This window comes from Paraburkholderia sp. SIMBA_030 (assembly GCF_046535245.1).
In the GTDB taxonomy this organism is placed as follows: Bacteria; Pseudomonadota; Gammaproteobacteria; order Burkholderiales; family Burkholderiaceae; genus Paraburkholderia.
In genome coordinates this window covers 167,491-183,882 of sequence record NZ_JAWRXB010000015.1, presented here as the reverse complement: position 1 = coordinate 183,882, position 16,392 = coordinate 167,491, and the positions used below count along the sequence as shown (strand labels likewise).

Genomic DNA, 16,392 nt, shown 5'->3' with positions numbered 1-16,392 from the left:
CTCCAGGTGATTCAAAAAAGCGAAAAAAGAGGCGCAAAAAAGTGCAGGTCGCCTGTTCGCGTCAGTTACTTCTTCGCCGCAACGATGTGAAATTTGATGACAACTTCGTCAGCGACGACCGACGTGTCTTTCCATTCACCGGTGCCGACATCGAACTGCGAGCGCTTGATCGGCAACGCGCCGTCGAAGGTTTGCGTCGTGCCCTGGCTGGCGATCGTGACCGGCACCACGACCGTTTGCGATTTGCCCTTGATCGTGAGCTTGCCGGTGATCTTGTACTGATTGCCGCCGGCCGGCGCGATCGCGCTCGACACGAAGGTCGCGGCCGGATAGGTCGCGCTATCGAACCATTCCTTGCCTTGAGCCTGCTTGTTGTAGTCGTCGGCGCCGAGGTCGTAGCTGCCGGTGTCGATCGACACGTTGGCGTTGCCGGCAGTGGGCCTGGCCGGATCGAAATTCAGTTGCGCCGAGAACTTCTTGAATTTGCCGTCCACCGGCACGTTCATCTGTCTGGTCGTTGCGATGACGCTGCTTTTGCTTGCGTCGACATCGGCGTGCGCGAGGCTGGCGCCGAGCAAGGACAGGGCGGCGACGCCGGCGAGAATCGAGTGATAAAGGTTTGATTTCATAGTGGTATGCATCCTATCGAACCCGCGCGCGTTGATTGAACACCGCTGGGAATTAGATTGCCAACATGCTGGAGCGAATCGCTCCTTACTTGAGGAGCGGAATCATGCGCGCGAGCAATCCGGCGCGCTGTAATGGGTTATGTCCGAAGGACCGGGTTCGGTTTTTTCATGCTTACCTGGTGTGGGGCGTTGTTACGCGTGCCGCGTGCCGCGTGCGAATGCCGCGTGCCGCGTGCGAATGCGGATAGTAGGTAAGACAATGAAAACTGAATAGGCGGGTGGGGGAGAACAGATTGTTGTCGTAGTGAAGGTAATGGTTTTTTTTGCCTGTGCGAGCCAAAGGCAAGAAGAACAAAACCGAAACCAACACCGCAGGCATACAGACAACATCAGGTATGCTGCCGCATTCACCCCCAAATCGCCACGCGTCAAACCATCATAGTGAGTACCCTATTCCTCTCCTGGGGCATCGCCGCAGCCGCCACGGCCGGCGTTATCTCCCGGCCATTCAAATGGCCTGAAGCCATCTGGGCCGTAGGCGGCGCGCTACTGCTAGTCTCGCTCAGATTATTGCCAGTCGACCTGGCCATCCAGGCCATAGAAAAAGGCACGGACGTCTATCTGTTCCTCTTCGGCATGATGGTGCTGTCCGAAGTCGGCCGCCGCGAAGGGCTGTTCGACTGGGTCGCCGTGCTGGCGGTCAACCACGCGAAGGGTTCGCCGAGAAAGTTGTTCCTGCTGGTCTATCTGGTCGGCGTGGTCATTACCGCCTTCCTCTCCAATGATGCCGCCGCAGTCGTCCTCACCCCCGCGGTGTTCGCCGCCGCGAGGAAAGCGAAAACGCATCCTCTGCCGCTGCTGTTCGTGTGCGCGTTCATTGCGAATGCCGCCAGCTTCGTGCTGCCAATCTCGAATCCGGCGAACCTGGTGCTGTACGGCAACCACACGCCAGCACTCGGCCCCTGGCTGATGCGTTTCACGCTGCCGTCGCTACTGTCGATCGCCGCCACCTACGTGCTGTTGCGCTGGACCCAGCGCGAGGCGCTCGCCGGCGTTTGCGAGGCGGATCTCAAGCCGCTCGAATTGTCGTCGAGCGGACGCGTCGCGCTCGCCGGCATCGCGGTCACCGCCGTCGTCTTGCTGACGGTCTCCGCGTACGATATGCCGCTCGGCCTGCCCACCGCGATACTTGGCGCGCTGACCGCCACGGTCGTGCTGATTCAGGAGCGCAAGTCGCCGCTGCCAATGGTCAAGGAAATCTCGTGGAGCGTGTTGCCGCTGGTGGCGGCATTGTTCGTGCTGGTCGAGGTGCTCGGTCACACAGGCGTCATCACAACGCTGGCGAGTGCCGTGCAACGCGCGACGCAACACAGCGACCTGGCGACGGCGGCATCGGCCGGCGGCATCATCGCGATCGTCAGCAATCTGATGAACAACTTGCCGGCCGGTTTGATCGCAAGCTCGACCGTGATGCAGGCGCACAGCGCCGAGCGTGTGATCGACGCGCTGCTGATCGGCGTCGATCTGGGCCCGAATCTGTCGATTACCGGCTCGCTCGCGACCATCCTCTGGCTCAACGCGATTCGCCGCGAGGGCGAAGACGTGAGCTTTATGAAGTTCCTGAAAGTCGGCGTCGTGGTGATGCTTCCGGCCCTCGCACTGGCGCTCGCCGCGCGGATTCTGACCGGTTGACAGGAGCCGGCTCCTGATCGCCCCCGCCCTCGTCCAGATGCGGCGAACCGCTGTCGGCATCTTGCAAGTGCGCGGTGGGGGCGTCGACGGCGGTTTCGTCAGGTATGTCTTCGTGTTTCTCCTTTAAGAGGCGCGGGTCATGACCGCGTGCCGGTCAAACGCAGCGGTAGCGCGGTGTCCTCCATTTCAGCAGACTGTTCGAGCGCATACAGCGCCGCTTCGAGCCGCGCAAGACGCTCGCGCTGCGTCGGCATCAGCCACGGCTTCGGAAACTTGCTGAGGCGATTGCGCCAGTACGAAAGCGGAATGCGATCGTTGGTGGAAATCAGCTCGAACACGAGTTCGAGGTGGGCAATCTCTTTGTCAATGTCCTGATAGCTCATTTAACGTTCCAGTAAGTGGATCGGCAACACGGCGGTGTGCCATGCAGGTGCCGCCGCGACACGCGGCCGTTGGCAATAAAACGGAGCGGGCCACATTTATATTCCGGTTCGCGAACCCGCTTCCCCGGATATCGGCCCGGCAGACGGATGTTTCGCAGACCGATCCGCTGCTGGCGCTGCGGGCGGGATGCCCGGCAGTTCGGCCGATGCGTCCAGCGGTCGGACACGGCTGGCGCAAAAAGACACCGCAAGGCGCGTTCCACACCCCGTTAGTGGCGAGCTGACGATTTGCTTTCGGTGTGTCACTATTTGTCTGATGCAGCGCTGCCGCTCGGTCCGGGCCTTTGCCCATGGCGCGGGAGCGGGAATGCGACGGGCGCGAGCCCACCTCGCGGGTGGCGCCTTCGAGCGAAACCGATGGTTGGTCGAGCGGTTTGTCGCCGAACTGGGAACTGCCCAAGCGGATGCCGATGGCGTTTTTTGCCTGGTCGTCGTTGAAAATCTGCACTGCTTCAACGAGAGGCTGGCGTGCCGATCAGGCACGAAAAATCGATTCTGCGTCCATGCCTGTATGAATCATGTCGTTAAAACAAGCTATCGCCCGGTGCGATGCAACGCCAGTGCCCCTGTTCCAATCCGATCAGCTTCTATCCAGCCACGCATCCAGGCCGACCCGGAACGCCACACCGGCGATAACCGGCACAGTCATCATCAGGATGATGCCGAAATTGGGAACGGGGTCGCCATAAGCGAACGGCTCGTATAGCACGAGGCCTGAGACGATTGCGAACACGATTAAGCCGACAGCGACCATCAGAAGGTTGCGTACCGCGATGGGCAGTGATTTGCGTTTTGACCGGTTGTCCGTGGTGCTGGCAGATGGGACCTTTTCGGGTTCGGCAGGCATGGCGGTTCTCGATACTTTAGGTAGCACGGCAATGATAATTGTAGGGTTTATTTGCGCGTAGCGGCTCGCCGTCGGCAAAACGGCTGCATGCCGTTACTTACTGACGCGGTAGCGCATCCACACCGCGGCGAGCTGCTCCGCGATACGCATACGCTTTGCGTCCATGCAGACGCAATAAGCCGCCGGCCTTAAAAGAATCCAATCCTTTGCCGGATCTTGCTCGTGTGCGGCGCACCAGTCGGGTGTCATGGCGATGGCCGTGCTCGGCTCTCTGTGGCGTGCGGGAATACCCGGCGTCGGCTACTGGATCGCGGCCAATGCGATCGCGATCATGGCGCTGCTGGCTTTCGCCCTGCAAGGGCACGCTTCGCGCTGGCTGACCTTCGTTGCCGCCAACGAGTTGCTGGCTATGGCGCTGCTGCTGATGCTCGAAGGCTGCTACCGGTTTCTGGGGCGCCGCACGCGGCCTTGGGGCGCGTATGCCGGTGCGGTCGCGGTGTTGATCGGCATCGCTTACTGGACCTTTGTCTCGCCGAACTTCAATGCGCGGGTGACCGTGACTTCGGCGTTCCATGCCAGCCTCTATGCGGTGCTCGCCGTGACGATGCGGCGTGGTCGTCCGTCGAACCGGCCGCGTTACAGCTACTACTTCCTCGCGGTTGTGGCGGCGCTGTTTTGCGCCGGGCATATCACACGCTGCATCGTGTATGGCTTCGGCATGGTGGTGCAGAGCAGCTTGATGCAGGCGACGGCGCCGAACATCGCATACCTCGTGCTCGGGATTCTCGCGCAGCCGGCCCTGTCGATCGGCGTGGTGATGCTGGTGCACGATCGCCTCGCCGAGCGGCTCGAGCGGCTTGCCAATGTCGACGAACTGACGGGCGCGCTGTCGCGCCACGCCTTTCTGGCGATCGGCGACGTGCTGCTCAACGCGTCGGTGCGCACGCGCTCCCCAGTGGCGCTGGCGATCATCGACATCGACTCGTTCAAGGCCATCAACGACGGCCACGGCCACGCCGTCGGCGACCAGGTGCTGAGCCACTTCGCGGCGTTCATCGCCTCCAACCTGCGCGTCGGCGATGTGTTCGGGCGGTTGGGCGGCGAGGAGTTCGGCGTGTTGTGCCCGGCGACCACCGCCGCCGAAACGGTAGCTCTGCTGGAGCGGATTCGGGGCCGGCTGGCCGCGGCCGCGCAAACCGAATTGCCGCGCGGGCTGAGGTACACCTTCAGCGTCGGCGTGGACCAGCGTCGGTGGGACGAGCCGCTCGCCGAACTGATGGCGCGTGCGGATGGCGCGCTGCATGCAGCCAAAGCGTCAGGCCGCGATCGCGTGATGGCGGCATAGCGGCCAGCGGCGGTGCCGGACGAAAAGTGACGAGCCGGTGTCGTTTCGACCGGCAAACGTTTGCCGGCACGGTGTGTCGAGGTCTTCGGGCTGTGATCGATGACGGCCGCGCCGCGCCTCAAACTTATTTGAGCGGAAGGGATAAACATTTGTCAGACGGTTGCCGTTATACATTGGCAGCGTGACCGGAACCCGTCTGATAACGATCAATATGCTTTCCACCTCGACGAAGCAAATGGCCGATTCCGGCTTGCGCGAGCGTTTCCATCGACGATCGCTGGAACACCAACGTCCGCTTGCGACGGTCACGATGGGGTTTACCGTGGTCGCATTCCTGTTCTTCGTGGGGGCGCGCAACTTCGTCGGCGGGCCGGCGCTGCCGCTGCCGTACCGGCTTCTTTGCGCACTGGTGCTCGGCCTGCTGGTGCTGGCGATTCCGCGCGCGGCAACGACCTTTGTATTCGGCGCGATCGGCGTCGCGTATTCGCTGGTGCTGGCGGTGGGTCTCGCGCTGAACATCTCCGGGGTCGATCAGCCGTTGCTCTGGGCGCTGCCCGCCGTGGTGGCGATACCGATCTGCGCGGCGCCGTTGTGGCTCACGCCGACGCATTTTCTGGCCGGCAGTGCGCTCTTCTATGCGACGGCGCTCGCCTTGCTGTTCGGCGAGCCGGGCACGCACGGCGCCGGCGTTGTGACGTGGATGTGGATCGTGGCGATCGGCATGCCGACATCCGCGGTGTTTCACTTCGGCTTCTACCGGTTCCGGCGCAACCACTTCCTGCTCGAGAGTCAATTGGCGCAACTCGCCGCGACCGATCCGCTGACCGGCCTGCAAAACCGTCGCGCGTTCGTGAAGCAGGCCGAGCGCCGCCTTGAAGCCATGACGCCTGATACGCGGGTCAGCGCGATTTTTCTCGACATCGACAGTTTCAAATCGCTGAACGATCGTTTCGGCCATGCGGTCGGCGACCATACGCTGCATCAGGTCGCCCAGGCGCTGATGGAACACACGACCGCGGAAGAAAGCATAAGCCGGATCGGCGGCGAGGAGTTCGCGGTGCTGCTGCGCGATGGCCTGACCGGCGCGCTCGCGTTGGCCGAGCGCTTGCGCGGCGCGATCGCGGTGCTCGAGCGCCCCGACGGAAAGCTGAGCGCGAGCTTCGGCGTGGCCGAACACCGCAGCGGCGAAAGCATCATGATGCTGCTCGACCGCGCCGACGAAGCGCTGCTGCGCGCCAAGTACCTGGGCAGAAACCGCGTATGTGCCGAACGCGCGCTACCGGGCGAAGCTCTGCAATTCGTGCCCGGCGCGGCGCATGCAGAGGGCGGGGCGGTGCCGTCCAGGCTGCAATGGGACGACTATTACCTGACCTCGCATTTCCAGCCGCTTTACAGCTTGTCGCATCAGAAGCAGGTGGGATTTGAAGCATTGCTGCGCGGCGAGCAGGCTGACGGCACGCTGGTGCCGCCGGTCGTGCTGTTTGCGCCGAATCCCGGCAGCGACGCAGGCGCGCTCGATCGCGCGAGTCACGTCGTGCATCTGGGCAATGCGTGCAGGTCGCTGCCTTCGGGTGCGTGGCTCTTCCTCAACATTCTGCCCGCCACGTTCATCGCCGACGGTTATGCCGATCAGCTCGCGGCGATTGCGCGGGCGGTGGGGCTCGAACCGGAGCAGGTGATTCTCGAGATTCTCGAGTCGCATGGCGGCAGCGTCGAAGAAATGTCGCGGGCGGCGGCCTTGTACCGCGAGCACGGTTTCCTGATCGCCGTCGACGATTTCGGCGCGGGTCAATCGAATCTCGACCGGCTGTTCCGGATCCGGCCGGATCTCGTCAAGCTCGACGGCGAACTGATTCGCGCGACCAGTCCCGGTACTGAGCAGCCGATCTTGCCGAAGCTGGTATCGCTGCTGCATCAGGCGGGGATGCTGGTGGTGGTGGAAGGTGTCGAGACGACCGAGGAGTTGATTCTCGCGGTCGCGTCGAATGTGGATTTCGCCCAGGGATATTTGCTCGGGCGGCCGGCTGCCGAGATGGCGCCACCGGAGTCGGTGCGGCGGCGAATCGACGATGCGTTCGATGTGATTGCACAGGGGCGTGCGCATCAGCATGCTTTGTTCGAGTCGGAGATCGAGCCTTATCGGTTGGCTTTGAGCCGCGCGGCTGATGAATTGATCGCCGGCGTGGTGATGGATGAGGCGTTTGCCTGTCTCGCTACGTTTGAGCGGTGTGTGAGCTGTTTTATTCTGGACGATTCGGGGCGGCAGATCGGGCCTGAATTGCGTGGGCCGGCGTGGCGTAGCGAAGCGGCTTCGTTGCTTCCTGTTGCTAATCCGCGCGATGCCCGATGGGATCATCGGCCCTATTTTCGTAACGCGGTTTTGTTGCCTGGTGTGCCTGTGGCTAGCAATCCTTATCTTTCTTTGGCCAGTGGCCGGCCTTGTATTGCTGTTACTTTGGCTGTGCAGTTGGCTAGAGAGCGGTCTGTTGTCGGGGTCGAGCTGGATTGGTCTTCTGTGGGCTTGCCCTGGCCGGCGAACGACTAGTTTTTGCGCGTAGCGCCCGATCGACGCGGTGGAGCGCATCCACAAGTGCGGCCCACAGGCCGAATTGCGGTTTGCCTTCGGCCAAGGCGCGCTTGAAACTGTTATGCGGTAGAGACATGTCGGCAAACTCAGATGAAGTTCAAACCAATGCCGCCGAGCGGACCATAGTCGACATGGAACGTATCGCCGGCGCGCGCAGGAATCGGGCTCGTGAACGAGCCGCTCAGAATCACGTCGTTTGCGTTCAGTACTTCGCCGTAAGGCGCGATCTTGTTCGCGAGCCATGCGACGCCCGTGGCCGGGTGATTCAGCACCGCCGCTGCGAGTCCGCTTTCTTCCACCGCGCCGTTCCTGTACAGCAACGCGCCGACCCAGCGCAGATCGACGTCCAGCGGACGCACCGGACGGCCGCCCAGAATAATTCCCGCGTTCGCCGCGAAGTCCGAAATGGTGTCGTAGACCTTGCGCGGCGCCTTCGTTTCGCGGTCGAATTGCTCGATGCGCGCATCGATAATCTCCACCGCCGGGCTTACGTAGGCCGTCGCGTCGAGCACGTCGAACAGGGTGACGCCAGGACCTTTGAGCGGCTTGCTCAAGACGAACGCCAACTCCACCTCGACGCGCGGGGCAATGAAGCGGTCGGCGCGAATGTCCTGGCCGCTTTCAATGAACATGCTGTCGAGCAGCGGCGCATAGTCAGGTTCGTCGATCTGCGACGAACGCTGCATCGCGCGCGACGTCAGCCCGATCTTGCGACCCTTGATCACGTGCCCTTCGGCCAGTTTGAGCTTCACCCACTCGCGTTGAATCGCGTATCCGTCCTGTACGGTCATCTGCGGATAGGCGGCCGAGAAGTGGCGTAGTTGCGTACGCGTTTTCTCGGCATTGTCGAGTTGTGCCGCGAGATCGCGGATAGTCTGTTCATCTAGCATGATCGATTCTCTATTAGCCGCTGCCAGGCCATGGTTACCCGGCTTTAAGGCGCGCGTGCAAATTGTTGTGCTTCCACGTGCCCGCTTCGCTGAATTCATTGATTTCGAGCGATAACGCCAAGCCGTGCTTTTCAAAATCCGCTGCGAAGTGTTGTTTGATCAAGTCGAACAACGCGTCGCCGGTTGCCTTCTTGACCGCCTCGGAGCGGCCAGCGCCGATCTTCAGATTCGCATGCAGAAACGCGGCGTCAGACCGGCCGTCCGCGATGCAGTACTGCTCGCAACGCAATGCGCGCACGCGGATGCCGCCGAGCGGATAAACGCCTTGTTCGTTCTCAGGCTGCGTATCGCGACAATGAGCCAGGCAATCGGCCAGGGTCTTGCACAGTTGGCCGATGCTGTCTTCGCCGGCCAGGTTGGCGCTGTATTCAAGTGTCAGGTGCGGCACGTCGGGCTCCTCGATGCTTAAGCGGGCAGGGGCGTGACAGGGAAGATCGCATTGATCTGGCCGGTGCCCGAACTGCCGAAATACGGTGTGACGACTTCGACCTTGCCTTCGTAACGATCCCAGCCGAGTGCGCCGAGCAGCATCGCGGTGTCGTGCATGCCGCCTTCGCCCCAGCATTTTTCGTTGTAGAGCGGCAGCATCTCGCAGAAGGTTTTCCAGTCGCCGGCTTCCCACAACTCGACGACCCTGCGGTCCATCTGTTCGAGAAACGGGTTCCATACCTTATGCATGAACTGCTCGGCGGTGCCGTTGTTGGCGAAGTGATGGCTGAGCGAACCGCTCGCCAGAATCGCCGCGGTGCCGTCGTAACGTTCCTCGATCGCTTTGCGTACCGCGAGTCCGAAACGCGCGCTGGTGTGGAGGTCGTGCCACATGCACCAGCCCGACACCGACACCGTCTTGAAGTGCTGGTCGCTGTTCATGTAGCGCATCGGCACCAGCGTGCCATATTCGAGGTCGAGCGTGGTCTCGCTATGCGCGCGGCTTTTCACGCCCATTTCGTTGGCGACTTCCGCGATCAGATTGCCGAGTTCGACATTGCCGGGATACGCATACGGCATGTTCTTGATGAAGTGCGGCAGTTCGTTGCTCGTATAGACGCCTTCAAAACCCGGCGCGCAATTGATGTGGTATTCGCTGTTCACCAGCCAGTGCACATCGAACACGACGATCGTATCGACGCCCAGCTGGCGGCAGCGCCGGCCGATTTCATGGTGGCCGTCGATCGCGGGCTGACGGCAGCCTTTATGCGGACCGTCGAGTTCGGATAGATACAACGACGGGACGTGAGTCACTTTTGCTGCCAATGCGAGTTTGCCCATCGCGATCTCCTGTTCTGTATGGCGTGAAGCGTGATACAGCGGCGCGTGTAGAACAACGCCCCGGCGCGCCCTCGCGCCTCAGACACCCCAGCGCGGAATGTGATGCGAGCCGAGCGACACGCATACGTTTTTCGGTTCGAGGAACACTTCGTAGCTCCACGTGCCGCCTTCGCGGCCCACGCCCGATGCCTTGGTGCCGCCGAACGGCTGGCGCAGATCGCGGACGTTCTGGCTGTTGACGAAGCACATGCCGGCTTCGACGGCCGCCGCGACGCGATGCGCGCGGCCGGTGTTCTCGGTCCAGATGTAGCTCGACAAGCCGTAGGAAATGTCGTTGGCGAGTTTGATCGCGTCGGCTTCGTCGTCGAAAGGAATCAGGCAGGCGACCGGCCCGAAGATTTCTTCCTGGGCGATCCGCATGCGGTTGTCGACATCGACAAACACCGTTGGCGTCACGAAGTTGCCTTTGCGCATCGCTTCCGGCAGATCGGGCGTGTCGAGTCCGCCGCATGCGAGCGTCGCGCCTTCTTTCGGACCCAGTTCGATATAACTGCGCACTTTCGCCAGATGCCCCTGACTGATCATCGGACCGACAATCGTGCTGTCGGCAAGCGGATCGCCGACGGCCAAGCGCTTCGCACGTTCAATGAAGCGCTCGGCAAAGCGCGCGTAAATCGAGCGCTGCACGAGAATGCGCGAGCCCGCCGTGCAGCGTTCGCCGTTGTTCGAGAAGATCATGAATATCGCGGCGTCCAGCGCGCGTTCGAAATCGGCGTCGTCGAAAATCACGAACGGCGACTTGCCGCCGAGTTCCATCGAAAATTTCTTCAGCCCCGCAGCTTGCACGATGCGGTTGCCGGTCGCCGTCGATCCGGTGAACGACACGGCATGCACGTCCGGGTGCGCCACCAGCGGTTCGCCGGTTTCCTTGCCGAAGCCGTGCACGACGTTCAGCACGCCGGCCGGAATGCCGGCCTCGAGCGCGAGATTGCCGAGCATGGACGCGGTCAGCGGCGACAGTTCGCTCATCTTCAGCACGGCCGTATTGCCGAACGCGAGGCAGGGCGCGACTTTCCACGTCGCCGTCATGAACGGTACATTCCACGGCGAAATCAGCGCGCACACGCCCACCGGATGAAACAGCGTGTAGTTCAGATGCGTATCGGTCGGGTATGTATGGCCGTCGACGCGCGTGCACATTTCTGCGAAATAGCTGAAGTTGTCGGCTGCGCGCGGCACGAGTTGCTTGCGCGTTTGCGAGATCGTCTGGCCGGTGTCTTGCGTTTCGGCCTCGGAGATTTCCGGCACGTTCTTCGCGATCAGCTCGCCGAGCTTGCGAAGCAGTTTCGCGCGTTCCGCAGCGGGTTTGCCAGCCCATGCCGGAAACGCGTCTTTCGCCGCGCGCACGGCGACGTTGACTTCTTCAGCAGTGCCGCGCGCGACTTCGGCGAGCACGCCTTGCGTCGCGGGATTGACCGTTTCGAAGTAGTCGCGCGCCGTGCTCGACTTGCCGTTGATCAGATGCTCGATTCGCATTGCCTTGTCCTTTCTCTTTTCCCTGTCGATCGGAGTTGGCGCTTTAGCGCTTACTCCGATCCCATGCAAAGCTGTCGATCGGAGTTAGCGTGTCGACCAAAGTTGGCGCTTTAGCGCCTACTCTGGTCCCATAGCGCTTACTCCGATCCCATGCAAAGCTGTCGATCAGGCGCGGCCAAACTCCGCGTCGGAACCAATCGTATTGACGAGACGGCCGAGGCCGTCGATTTCGCAGACGACTTCATCGCCCGCATCGACGTTGACGATGCCTTCCGGCGTGCCCGTCAGGATCACATCGCCGGGCGCGAGCGTCATTAAGCTGCTCAGGTATTCGATCAACGCCGGGATGTCGGTGATGAGATCCCGCGTGTTGCCGTGCTGTTGCCGCGTGCCGTTCACATAAGTGCGCAATTCGAGTTGCGTGACGTCTGCGACATCGGCGGCATCGACGAACCAGGGGCCGAGTACCGTGCCGCCGTCGCGATTCTTCACACGCAGGTTGGGGCGGTAGTAGTTTTCCAGGTAGTCGCGGATCGCGTAGTCGTTGGCGATCATGTAGCCGGCCACATGCTGCATGGCGTTTTCGCGCTTGACGTTCCGCGTGGTTTGCCCGATCACGACAGCCAGTTCGCACTCGTAGTGCATGAAGGTGACGTCGTCAGGCCGGCGCGTCACGCCGCGATGGCCGATCACCGTGCCGGGGCCTTTGAGAAAAACGAGCGGCTCTTCCTGCTTCGCGAATTGCAGTTCCCTGGCATGCCCGGCGTAGTTCAAGCCGAGCGCGAAGATCGTGCCGACCTCGATCGGCGCGAGCCACACGACTTCATCCTCGCGACGCACGCGGCCATCGGCGAGGCGCACGCCGTCGGCGTCCGGCCAGGCTTCGTGAATCGCTCCTGCATACGCAACACGGCCGCGCATCATGGCTGTTCTCCATCTTGTTCTTGTGCACTGACAAACGACACCTCAAGCGGCGGCAATTTGCCGATCGATAGCGTGGCTGTGTCGCCGATATGCGCGATCGGCGAACCATGCGGCACGCCTAGCGTGATGACGTCGCCGGCGCGAAGCGTCATGAAGTCGGTGACGTCCGCAATCAATTGCGCCACGTTACGTACCGACGATGCGGTACTCGCGGTGAAGGGCTCATGTCCCTTCAGCAGAACCTTGATGGTCAAAGCGTCCGGTGTGCAAACATGACGCGCCGCAACCACGGCCGGCCCGACCACGCAAAAACCGTCGCGCGCCCTGAACCGTACCGAAGGCCGGTAGACGCTTGCATGCGGCACGCTCAGATCGGCGACCAGCGTATAGCCGGCGATATAGTCGAACGCGTGATCCGCGCTGACATGCGTTGCAGTGCGGCCGATCACAATCCCCAGCGACGCACCGACCTCCACGCCCAGCTCGTTGTCAGGCACGACGACGCGCGCGCGGTGCCCGGCCAGCGTGTTGCGCGGCTTCAGATAAAGAACCGGCGCTTTGGGCGGCGCTTTATAGGGCGCGGCGTGCACGGCATCGCCCAGCGCGTCCAATGCGGCCCGGTCGTTGAGCAGGGTTCCATAGACAGCGCCCGAAACCGGCGCGCGACAGGCAATGCCGCGTGCCAGCAGCGCGGCAACGGTGCGCGCATCCACGTCGCGAGGCAGCGCGTCGCCTTCGGGATGCAGCAGATGATCGGCAAGCGCAAACATAAACTGGCTGTCTCCCCGGCAAAAACACTAACATGTTAGTAGTATTGCGCTTGATATCATCCACGGTCAATAGCCTGTCGGCTGATCGCGGGTTTTCCCTTAAGCTTTGACCGCTGCTCTTACTCATCTTCCGCCATGTCCGCTTCCGCTGCTACCCGAGTGCTGCACCGCAATCTGCCGATGCTGTTGCTGCGCGCCAGAGAAAAAATGATGGAGCGCTTCCGCCCGTTGATTACCGCGCACGGCTTGACAGAACAGCAGTGGCGCGTGATTCGCGCGCTCAACGAGCACGGCCCGATGGAGCCGCGCCACATCTCCGATATCTGCACGATTTCGAGCCCGAGCATGGCCGGTGTGCTCGCCCGCATGGAGAGCATGGAACTGGTGACGAAGGCGCGTTTTGCGGAAGACCAGCGCCGCGTACTGGTGTCGTTGACGCCGACGAGCGAGGAACTGGTGCGGGTGATCTCGAAGGATCTCGAAGCACACTATCGCGAGCTGGAGCGCAAGGTCGGGCCGGAAATCGTCGAGCGCGTGTATCGCGCGGTCGACGATCTGCTTGCCGGGCTCGAAGAGGAAGAAGAGTGAGTTAGAGGTTCATTCGCCCGGCGTGGGCGCGATGGCGAATCGTGGAGGCCGATGACAGGTGCAACGAGGCTGCTGCGGACAACTTGCGGCAAGAAGCCTGACGGCCGCGCACACCGATAACCAACTCGACATTCTGAATCCGGGCTCGCGCAATGCAAAACATATCCGCAGGAAGCAGAAGTTCATTTTTTCGCATCCTGGCTTCAGAGACGCTCAATACGACCGCCAGTTCGATCCTGATGATCGCCACGCCGCTGATTGCGATCACAACCCTCCACGCCGACGCAACGGACGTTGGAATCCTCGCGGCATCAGGCACCGCAGCCCCTTTACTCTTCGGGCTTTCCGCGGGTGCATTGGCGGACCGCTGGGACCGAAAAAGGACATTGCTCTGGTGTGGGCTTGCACGGTTGCTGATAGTTGGGCTTGTGCCCATTCTGCTTTATATCGGAAAGTTGAACATTGCGCTTTTGTGTGATCAATTCGACCGCGGCCGCCCTCGGCCCTGCAATTGCAGGCGGGCTTGTACAGGCGGTATCGGCGGCCTCCGTGTTCGTACTCACCGCAGCACTCTACCTGTGCAGCACGATAAGTCTCAAGGGTGCCTCCTGTCCCCCCGTTTTGCCCGCCGCTAACGTGGGTCAATCGCACTTTGCTGACATCGGCGTTGGCGTTCGGCTTCTCTGGAAAAATGAAATTCAGCGGTTCATCGCAATAGCTGCAGGTGCATTCAATCTTTTCCACACGGCGTTTTTCACTGTGTTCACTTTCTTTGCGCTAAAGCAACTTGAATTCAGCGCCGCGATGTTCGGGACCATGGTGTCCGTCGTCGGGGTCTTCGGCCTGCTCGGTGCACTGTGTGCACCGAAGCTCGTCGAAGCGCTTGGTCCACGCACCACGCTCGTCGGTTCTCTGTTAATCATCGGACCACTGGGTGTTCCCATCCTGTTGGCGGAACAGCTTCCTTTCCCGTATCGAGCCGCGGTTATTGCGGCCAGCATCGCGGCATGGGACTTCGCGATCGTCGTGCACGTCATCGTCGAGCAGACTCTGCGCCAAACAATGATTGAAAACCGTCACCTGTCTCGCGTGACCGCGACAGTGAGGTTTGTTAGCTGGGGGGCCGACCCAATAGGCGCACTGCTCGGAGGACTAGCTGCCAGCTCGGTTCTCGGAGCGAGAGGCACATTGCTTTTATGCCTGATCGGGTTCACTGCGTCCGGGGCATTGCTTTTGCTTTCGAGAGGCATCAGGGGATTGGCCTGTATAGACCCTGAGCCCAGAAGGGAAATGTGACTGATCTTGCCGTGTGAGCAAACGCGGCGCCTATAGCAAGAGTTTTGCACCGCGTTGCCGATTCGTGCTCCCGCTCGACATTTGCATCGCCAATCAGCCGTCGTCAGCTTAAGGCGTTTACATGCGCTGTTCCAGAATGAACGTCATCGCTGGTCAGTTGAAATCTTCCGTAACGAAGTCTACGGCTCAACCCGCTAAAGTGTGCGCTTGAACAGCGTAGAGCGCGCAGCACCTGCCGTCCATCGTTTCGTTGTTGCTTTCATTTGAAGAGAAGACCCATGCCTGTGTCGCACGGTCCGTCGAGCGGCTCGTCGAGCGTCGCTAACGGCCAAACTCATATGTCGAATGATCCGGCTCCTCAGCCGCATGCCGCCACGCTACAAAATGGCTTGAAACAGGGAATTTTCTTGCATACGGGCTGGCGCAGCGCGGGAACCTGGATCTGGTCGCGTCTGCGGGCGCTGGATTCCGTAAGCGGATTCTATGAGCCGCTGAGCAATGTACTGGCCGATTTGGGTCTCACCGATGTTTCGGCCTGCCGTCCCACACTGACTTCGGGACATCCACCGCTTACCGCGCCTTACTTCGAAGAGTACCGGCCACTTCTGCAAGAGAGCGCTCGCGGTGTGCCTGGGTACGGGAAACGTTTCGGCACCGATCGTTTCGCAAGCGCACCCGACGCGGAATTCCCCGCATTGCAGGCTTATTTGCGGCGTCTGTGCGAGCTGTCGGTCGCGCAAGGCAAGGTGCCGGGTTTCAAGTTTTGCCGCTCGTCCGGCCGCTTGCCCTGGCTCAGGCGCGCGTTTCCGCAAGCCATGCACGCGGCCGTGCTGCGAAATCCCGCATCGCAGTTTGCATCGGGGTGGCTGCTCAATCAGCAGTGGAGCAATCCGTTCTTTGTCGCCGCGCCATTTCGCGTCCTGGGCCTCAATCAATCGGAGCCCGTGGTCAGGCAGGCGATCGAAGCATGCGGTGTGAGCTTGCCGCCTGCGCAACCCACTTCGGACGACGCCTACGCAATGGCGTGCGAGCAGTATGCGCGCACGGCTGAAGGCAACAACGCGTATCGGGCGTTCATTGCGCTGTGGATTCTCTGCGCGTCGCGTTTGTCTGATGGCGTCGATCTGGTGATCGACGTTGACCGGCTTGGGCACTCTCGCGAATACGCGGCCGAAATGCGCGCCGCGTTCCAGGCGCAGAGCGGATTGTCGCCGGATTTCAGCGGCGCACGCGACCTTGTCGAAGAGACCGCGCGAAGTGCGGGGCGCATGGCCGGGGTCGACGGCCGGTCGATGCGGGCCGTTCATTCCGCCGCGCTGAAGTTCATGGCATCGCAAGGCGGGGCGTCGCCGAACCACATCGAACTGGCTCGCGAGAAGATGGTGCTTGCCAACGAATTGACCGGGCAATGGCGCTGAGCGTTGGCAAAGAACTGGGCGCCGCGCCGCATTTTCCAATACAGTTGTAACGCAAAAAACAATACAGTGAGGTGCGGTTTTATTGTGCTGTATCGGGA

The 16,392-nt window shown here is 61.5% G+C and carries 16 protein-coding genes and 2 pseudogenes; 7 read left to right on the top strand and 11 right to left on the bottom strand.

Annotated elements, in window-relative coordinates:
- Positions 1 to 65: 65 nt before the first annotated feature.
- Positions 66 to 629: a YceI family protein gene (locus tag SB772_RS25505; RefSeq protein ID WP_410835962.1), complete on the bottom strand. Its 564-nt coding sequence runs from the start codon at positions 627 to 629 to the stop codon at positions 66 to 68.
- Positions 630 to 1,070: 441 nt separating this feature from the next.
- On the opposite strand from SB772_RS25505, the gene SB772_RS25500 reads away from it, so the two are divergent.
- Positions 1,071 to 2,321, top strand: coding sequence for an arsenic transporter (locus SB772_RS25500; RefSeq protein ID WP_410835961.1), 1,251 nt, complete (start codon positions 1,071 to 1,073; stop codon positions 2,319 to 2,321).
- Between the two features lie 137 nt (positions 2,322 to 2,458).
- Here SB772_RS25500 and SB772_RS25495 read toward each other — a convergent pair whose 3' ends face one another.
- Entirely contained in the window at positions 2,459 to 2,704 is a 246-nt protein-coding gene (locus SB772_RS25495; RefSeq protein ID WP_410835960.1) for a hypothetical protein, read from the bottom strand.
- 640 nt (positions 2,705 to 3,344) lie between these two features.
- A complete protein-coding gene (locus SB772_RS25490) occupies positions 3,345 to 3,611 on the bottom strand; it encodes a hypothetical protein (protein ID WP_410835959.1) in 267 nt (88 codons plus the stop codon).
- A gap of 253 nt (positions 3,612 to 3,864) precedes the next feature.
- Between SB772_RS25490 and SB772_RS25485 the strand changes: the two genes are divergently transcribed.
- Both SB772_RS25485 and SB772_RS25480 read left to right on the top strand, forming a co-directional pair.
- Positions 3,865 to 4,956, top strand: a complete 1,092-nt coding sequence (locus SB772_RS25485) for a GGDEF domain-containing protein (protein ID WP_410835992.1) — start codon at positions 3,865 to 3,867, stop codon at positions 4,954 to 4,956.
- A gap of 211 nt (positions 4,957 to 5,167) precedes the next feature.
- Complete coding sequence (locus SB772_RS25480) at positions 5,168 to 7,501, top strand: EAL domain-containing protein (RefSeq protein WP_410835958.1); 2,334 nt, start codon at positions 5,168 to 5,170, stop codon at positions 7,499 to 7,501.
- 34 nt (positions 7,502 to 7,535) lie between these two features.
- Here the strand turns inward: SB772_RS25480 and SB772_RS25475 are convergent.
- The 7 genes and pseudogenes from SB772_RS25475 to SB772_RS25445 all read right to left on the bottom strand — a co-directional run.
- Positions 7,536 to 7,619, bottom strand: a pseudogene (locus tag SB772_RS25475) (2-keto-3-deoxy-L-rhamnonate aldolase); the annotation flags it as partial.
- 10 nt (positions 7,620 to 7,629) lie between these two features.
- Positions 7,630 to 8,433, bottom strand: coding sequence for a 2-oxo-hept-4-ene-1,7-dioate hydratase (hpaH, locus tag SB772_RS25470; protein WP_410835957.1), 804 nt, complete (start codon positions 8,431 to 8,433; stop codon positions 7,630 to 7,632).
- Between the two features lie 34 nt (positions 8,434 to 8,467).
- Positions 8,468 to 8,881: a 5-carboxymethyl-2-hydroxymuconate Delta-isomerase gene (locus SB772_RS25465; protein WP_410835956.1), complete on the bottom strand. Its 414-nt coding sequence runs from the start codon at positions 8,879 to 8,881 to the stop codon at positions 8,468 to 8,470.
- A gap of 17 nt (positions 8,882 to 8,898) precedes the next feature.
- Positions 8,899 to 9,762 (bottom strand): 3,4-dihydroxyphenylacetate 2,3-dioxygenase, encoded by an 864-nt coding sequence (hpaD, locus tag SB772_RS25460; RefSeq protein ID WP_410835955.1) that lies wholly within the window; start codon positions 9,760 to 9,762, stop codon positions 8,899 to 8,901.
- Between the two features lie 78 nt (positions 9,763 to 9,840).
- On the bottom strand, positions 9,841 to 11,298 hold the full coding sequence (hpaE, locus tag SB772_RS25455; RefSeq protein ID WP_410835954.1) for a 5-carboxymethyl-2-hydroxymuconate semialdehyde dehydrogenase: 1,458 nt from the start codon (positions 11,296 to 11,298) through the stop codon (positions 9,841 to 9,843).
- A 165-nt stretch (positions 11,299 to 11,463) separates the two neighbouring features.
- Complete coding sequence (locus SB772_RS25450; RefSeq protein WP_410835953.1) at positions 11,464 to 12,222, bottom strand: fumarylacetoacetate hydrolase family protein; 759 nt, start codon at positions 12,220 to 12,222, stop codon at positions 11,464 to 11,466.
- Complete coding sequence (locus SB772_RS25445; RefSeq protein ID WP_410835952.1) at positions 12,219 to 12,992, bottom strand: fumarylacetoacetate hydrolase family protein; 774 nt, start codon at positions 12,990 to 12,992, stop codon at positions 12,219 to 12,221. Before SB772_RS25445 ends, SB772_RS25450 begins: the two co-directional genes overlap by 4 nt.
- A gap of 180 nt (positions 12,993 to 13,172) precedes the next feature.
- Here SB772_RS25445 and hpaR point away from each other — a divergent pair, with 180 nt between their 5' ends.
- Positions 13,173 to 13,580: a homoprotocatechuate degradation operon regulator HpaR gene (gene hpaR / locus SB772_RS25440; RefSeq protein WP_410835991.1), complete on the top strand. Its 408-nt coding sequence runs from the start codon at positions 13,173 to 13,175 to the stop codon at positions 13,578 to 13,580.
- Position 13,581: 1 nt separating this feature from the next.
- Here the strand turns inward: hpaR and SB772_RS25435 are convergent, their stop codons facing one another.
- Positions 13,582 to 13,848: a hypothetical protein gene (locus SB772_RS25435; protein ID WP_410835995.1), complete on the bottom strand. Its 267-nt coding sequence runs from the start codon at positions 13,846 to 13,848 to the stop codon at positions 13,582 to 13,584.
- On the opposite strand from SB772_RS25435, the pseudogene SB772_RS25430 reads away from it, so the two are divergent.
- The 3 genes and pseudogenes from SB772_RS25430 to SB772_RS25420 all read left to right on the top strand — a co-directional run.
- Positions 13,820 to 13,951 (top strand): annotated as a pseudogene (locus SB772_RS25430) (MFS transporter); the annotation flags it as partial. The gene SB772_RS25435 and the pseudogene SB772_RS25430 sit on opposite strands and share 29 nt — an antisense overlap.
- Before the next feature lie 103 nt (positions 13,952 to 14,054).
- Positions 14,055 to 14,876: an MFS transporter gene (locus SB772_RS25425; protein ID WP_410835951.1), complete on the top strand. Its 822-nt coding sequence runs from the start codon at positions 14,055 to 14,057 to the stop codon at positions 14,874 to 14,876.
- 338 nt (positions 14,877 to 15,214) lie between these two features.
- Positions 15,215 to 16,294, top strand: coding sequence for a hypothetical protein (locus SB772_RS25420; RefSeq protein ID WP_410835990.1), 1,080 nt, complete (start codon positions 15,215 to 15,217; stop codon positions 16,292 to 16,294).
- Positions 16,295 to 16,392: the final 98 nt, after the last annotated feature.

Coding starts and splice junctions, on each gene's coding strand:
- SB772_RS25445 (WP_410835952.1), bottom strand. CDS start 12,992: ATGTTTGCGCTTGCCGATCATCTGCTGCATCCCGAAGGCGACGCGCTG.
- hpaH (WP_410835957.1), bottom strand. CDS start 8,433: ATGCTAGATGAACAGACTATCCGCGATCTCGCGGCACAACTCGACAAT.
- hpaE (WP_410835954.1), bottom strand. CDS start 11,298: ATGCGAATCGAGCATCTGATCAACGGCAAGTCGAGCACGGCGCGCGAC.
- SB772_RS25505 (WP_410835962.1), bottom strand. CDS start 629: ATGAAATCAAACCTTTATCACTCGATTCTCGCCGGCGTCGCCGCCCTG.
- SB772_RS25480 (WP_410835958.1), top strand. CDS start 5,168: ATGCTTTCCACCTCGACGAAGCAAATGGCCGATTCCGGCTTGCGCGAG.
- hpaD (WP_410835955.1), bottom strand. CDS start 9,762: ATGGGCAAACTCGCATTGGCAGCAAAAGTGACTCACGTCCCGTCGTTG.
- SB772_RS25420 (WP_410835990.1), top strand. CDS start 15,215: ATGTCGAATGATCCGGCTCCTCAGCCGCATGCCGCCACGCTACAAAAT.
- SB772_RS25490 (WP_410835959.1), bottom strand. CDS start 3,611: ATGCCTGCCGAACCCGAAAAGGTCCCATCTGCCAGCACCACGGACAAC.
- SB772_RS25485 (WP_410835992.1), top strand. CDS start 3,865: ATGGCCGTGCTCGGCTCTCTGTGGCGTGCGGGAATACCCGGCGTCGGC.
- hpaR (WP_410835991.1), top strand. CDS start 13,173: ATGCTGTTGCTGCGCGCCAGAGAAAAAATGATGGAGCGCTTCCGCCCG.
- SB772_RS25450 (WP_410835953.1), bottom strand. CDS start 12,222: ATGATGCGCGGCCGTGTTGCGTATGCAGGAGCGATTCACGAAGCCTGG.
- SB772_RS25495 (WP_410835960.1), bottom strand. CDS start 2,704: ATGAGCTATCAGGACATTGACAAAGAGATTGCCCACCTCGAACTCGTG.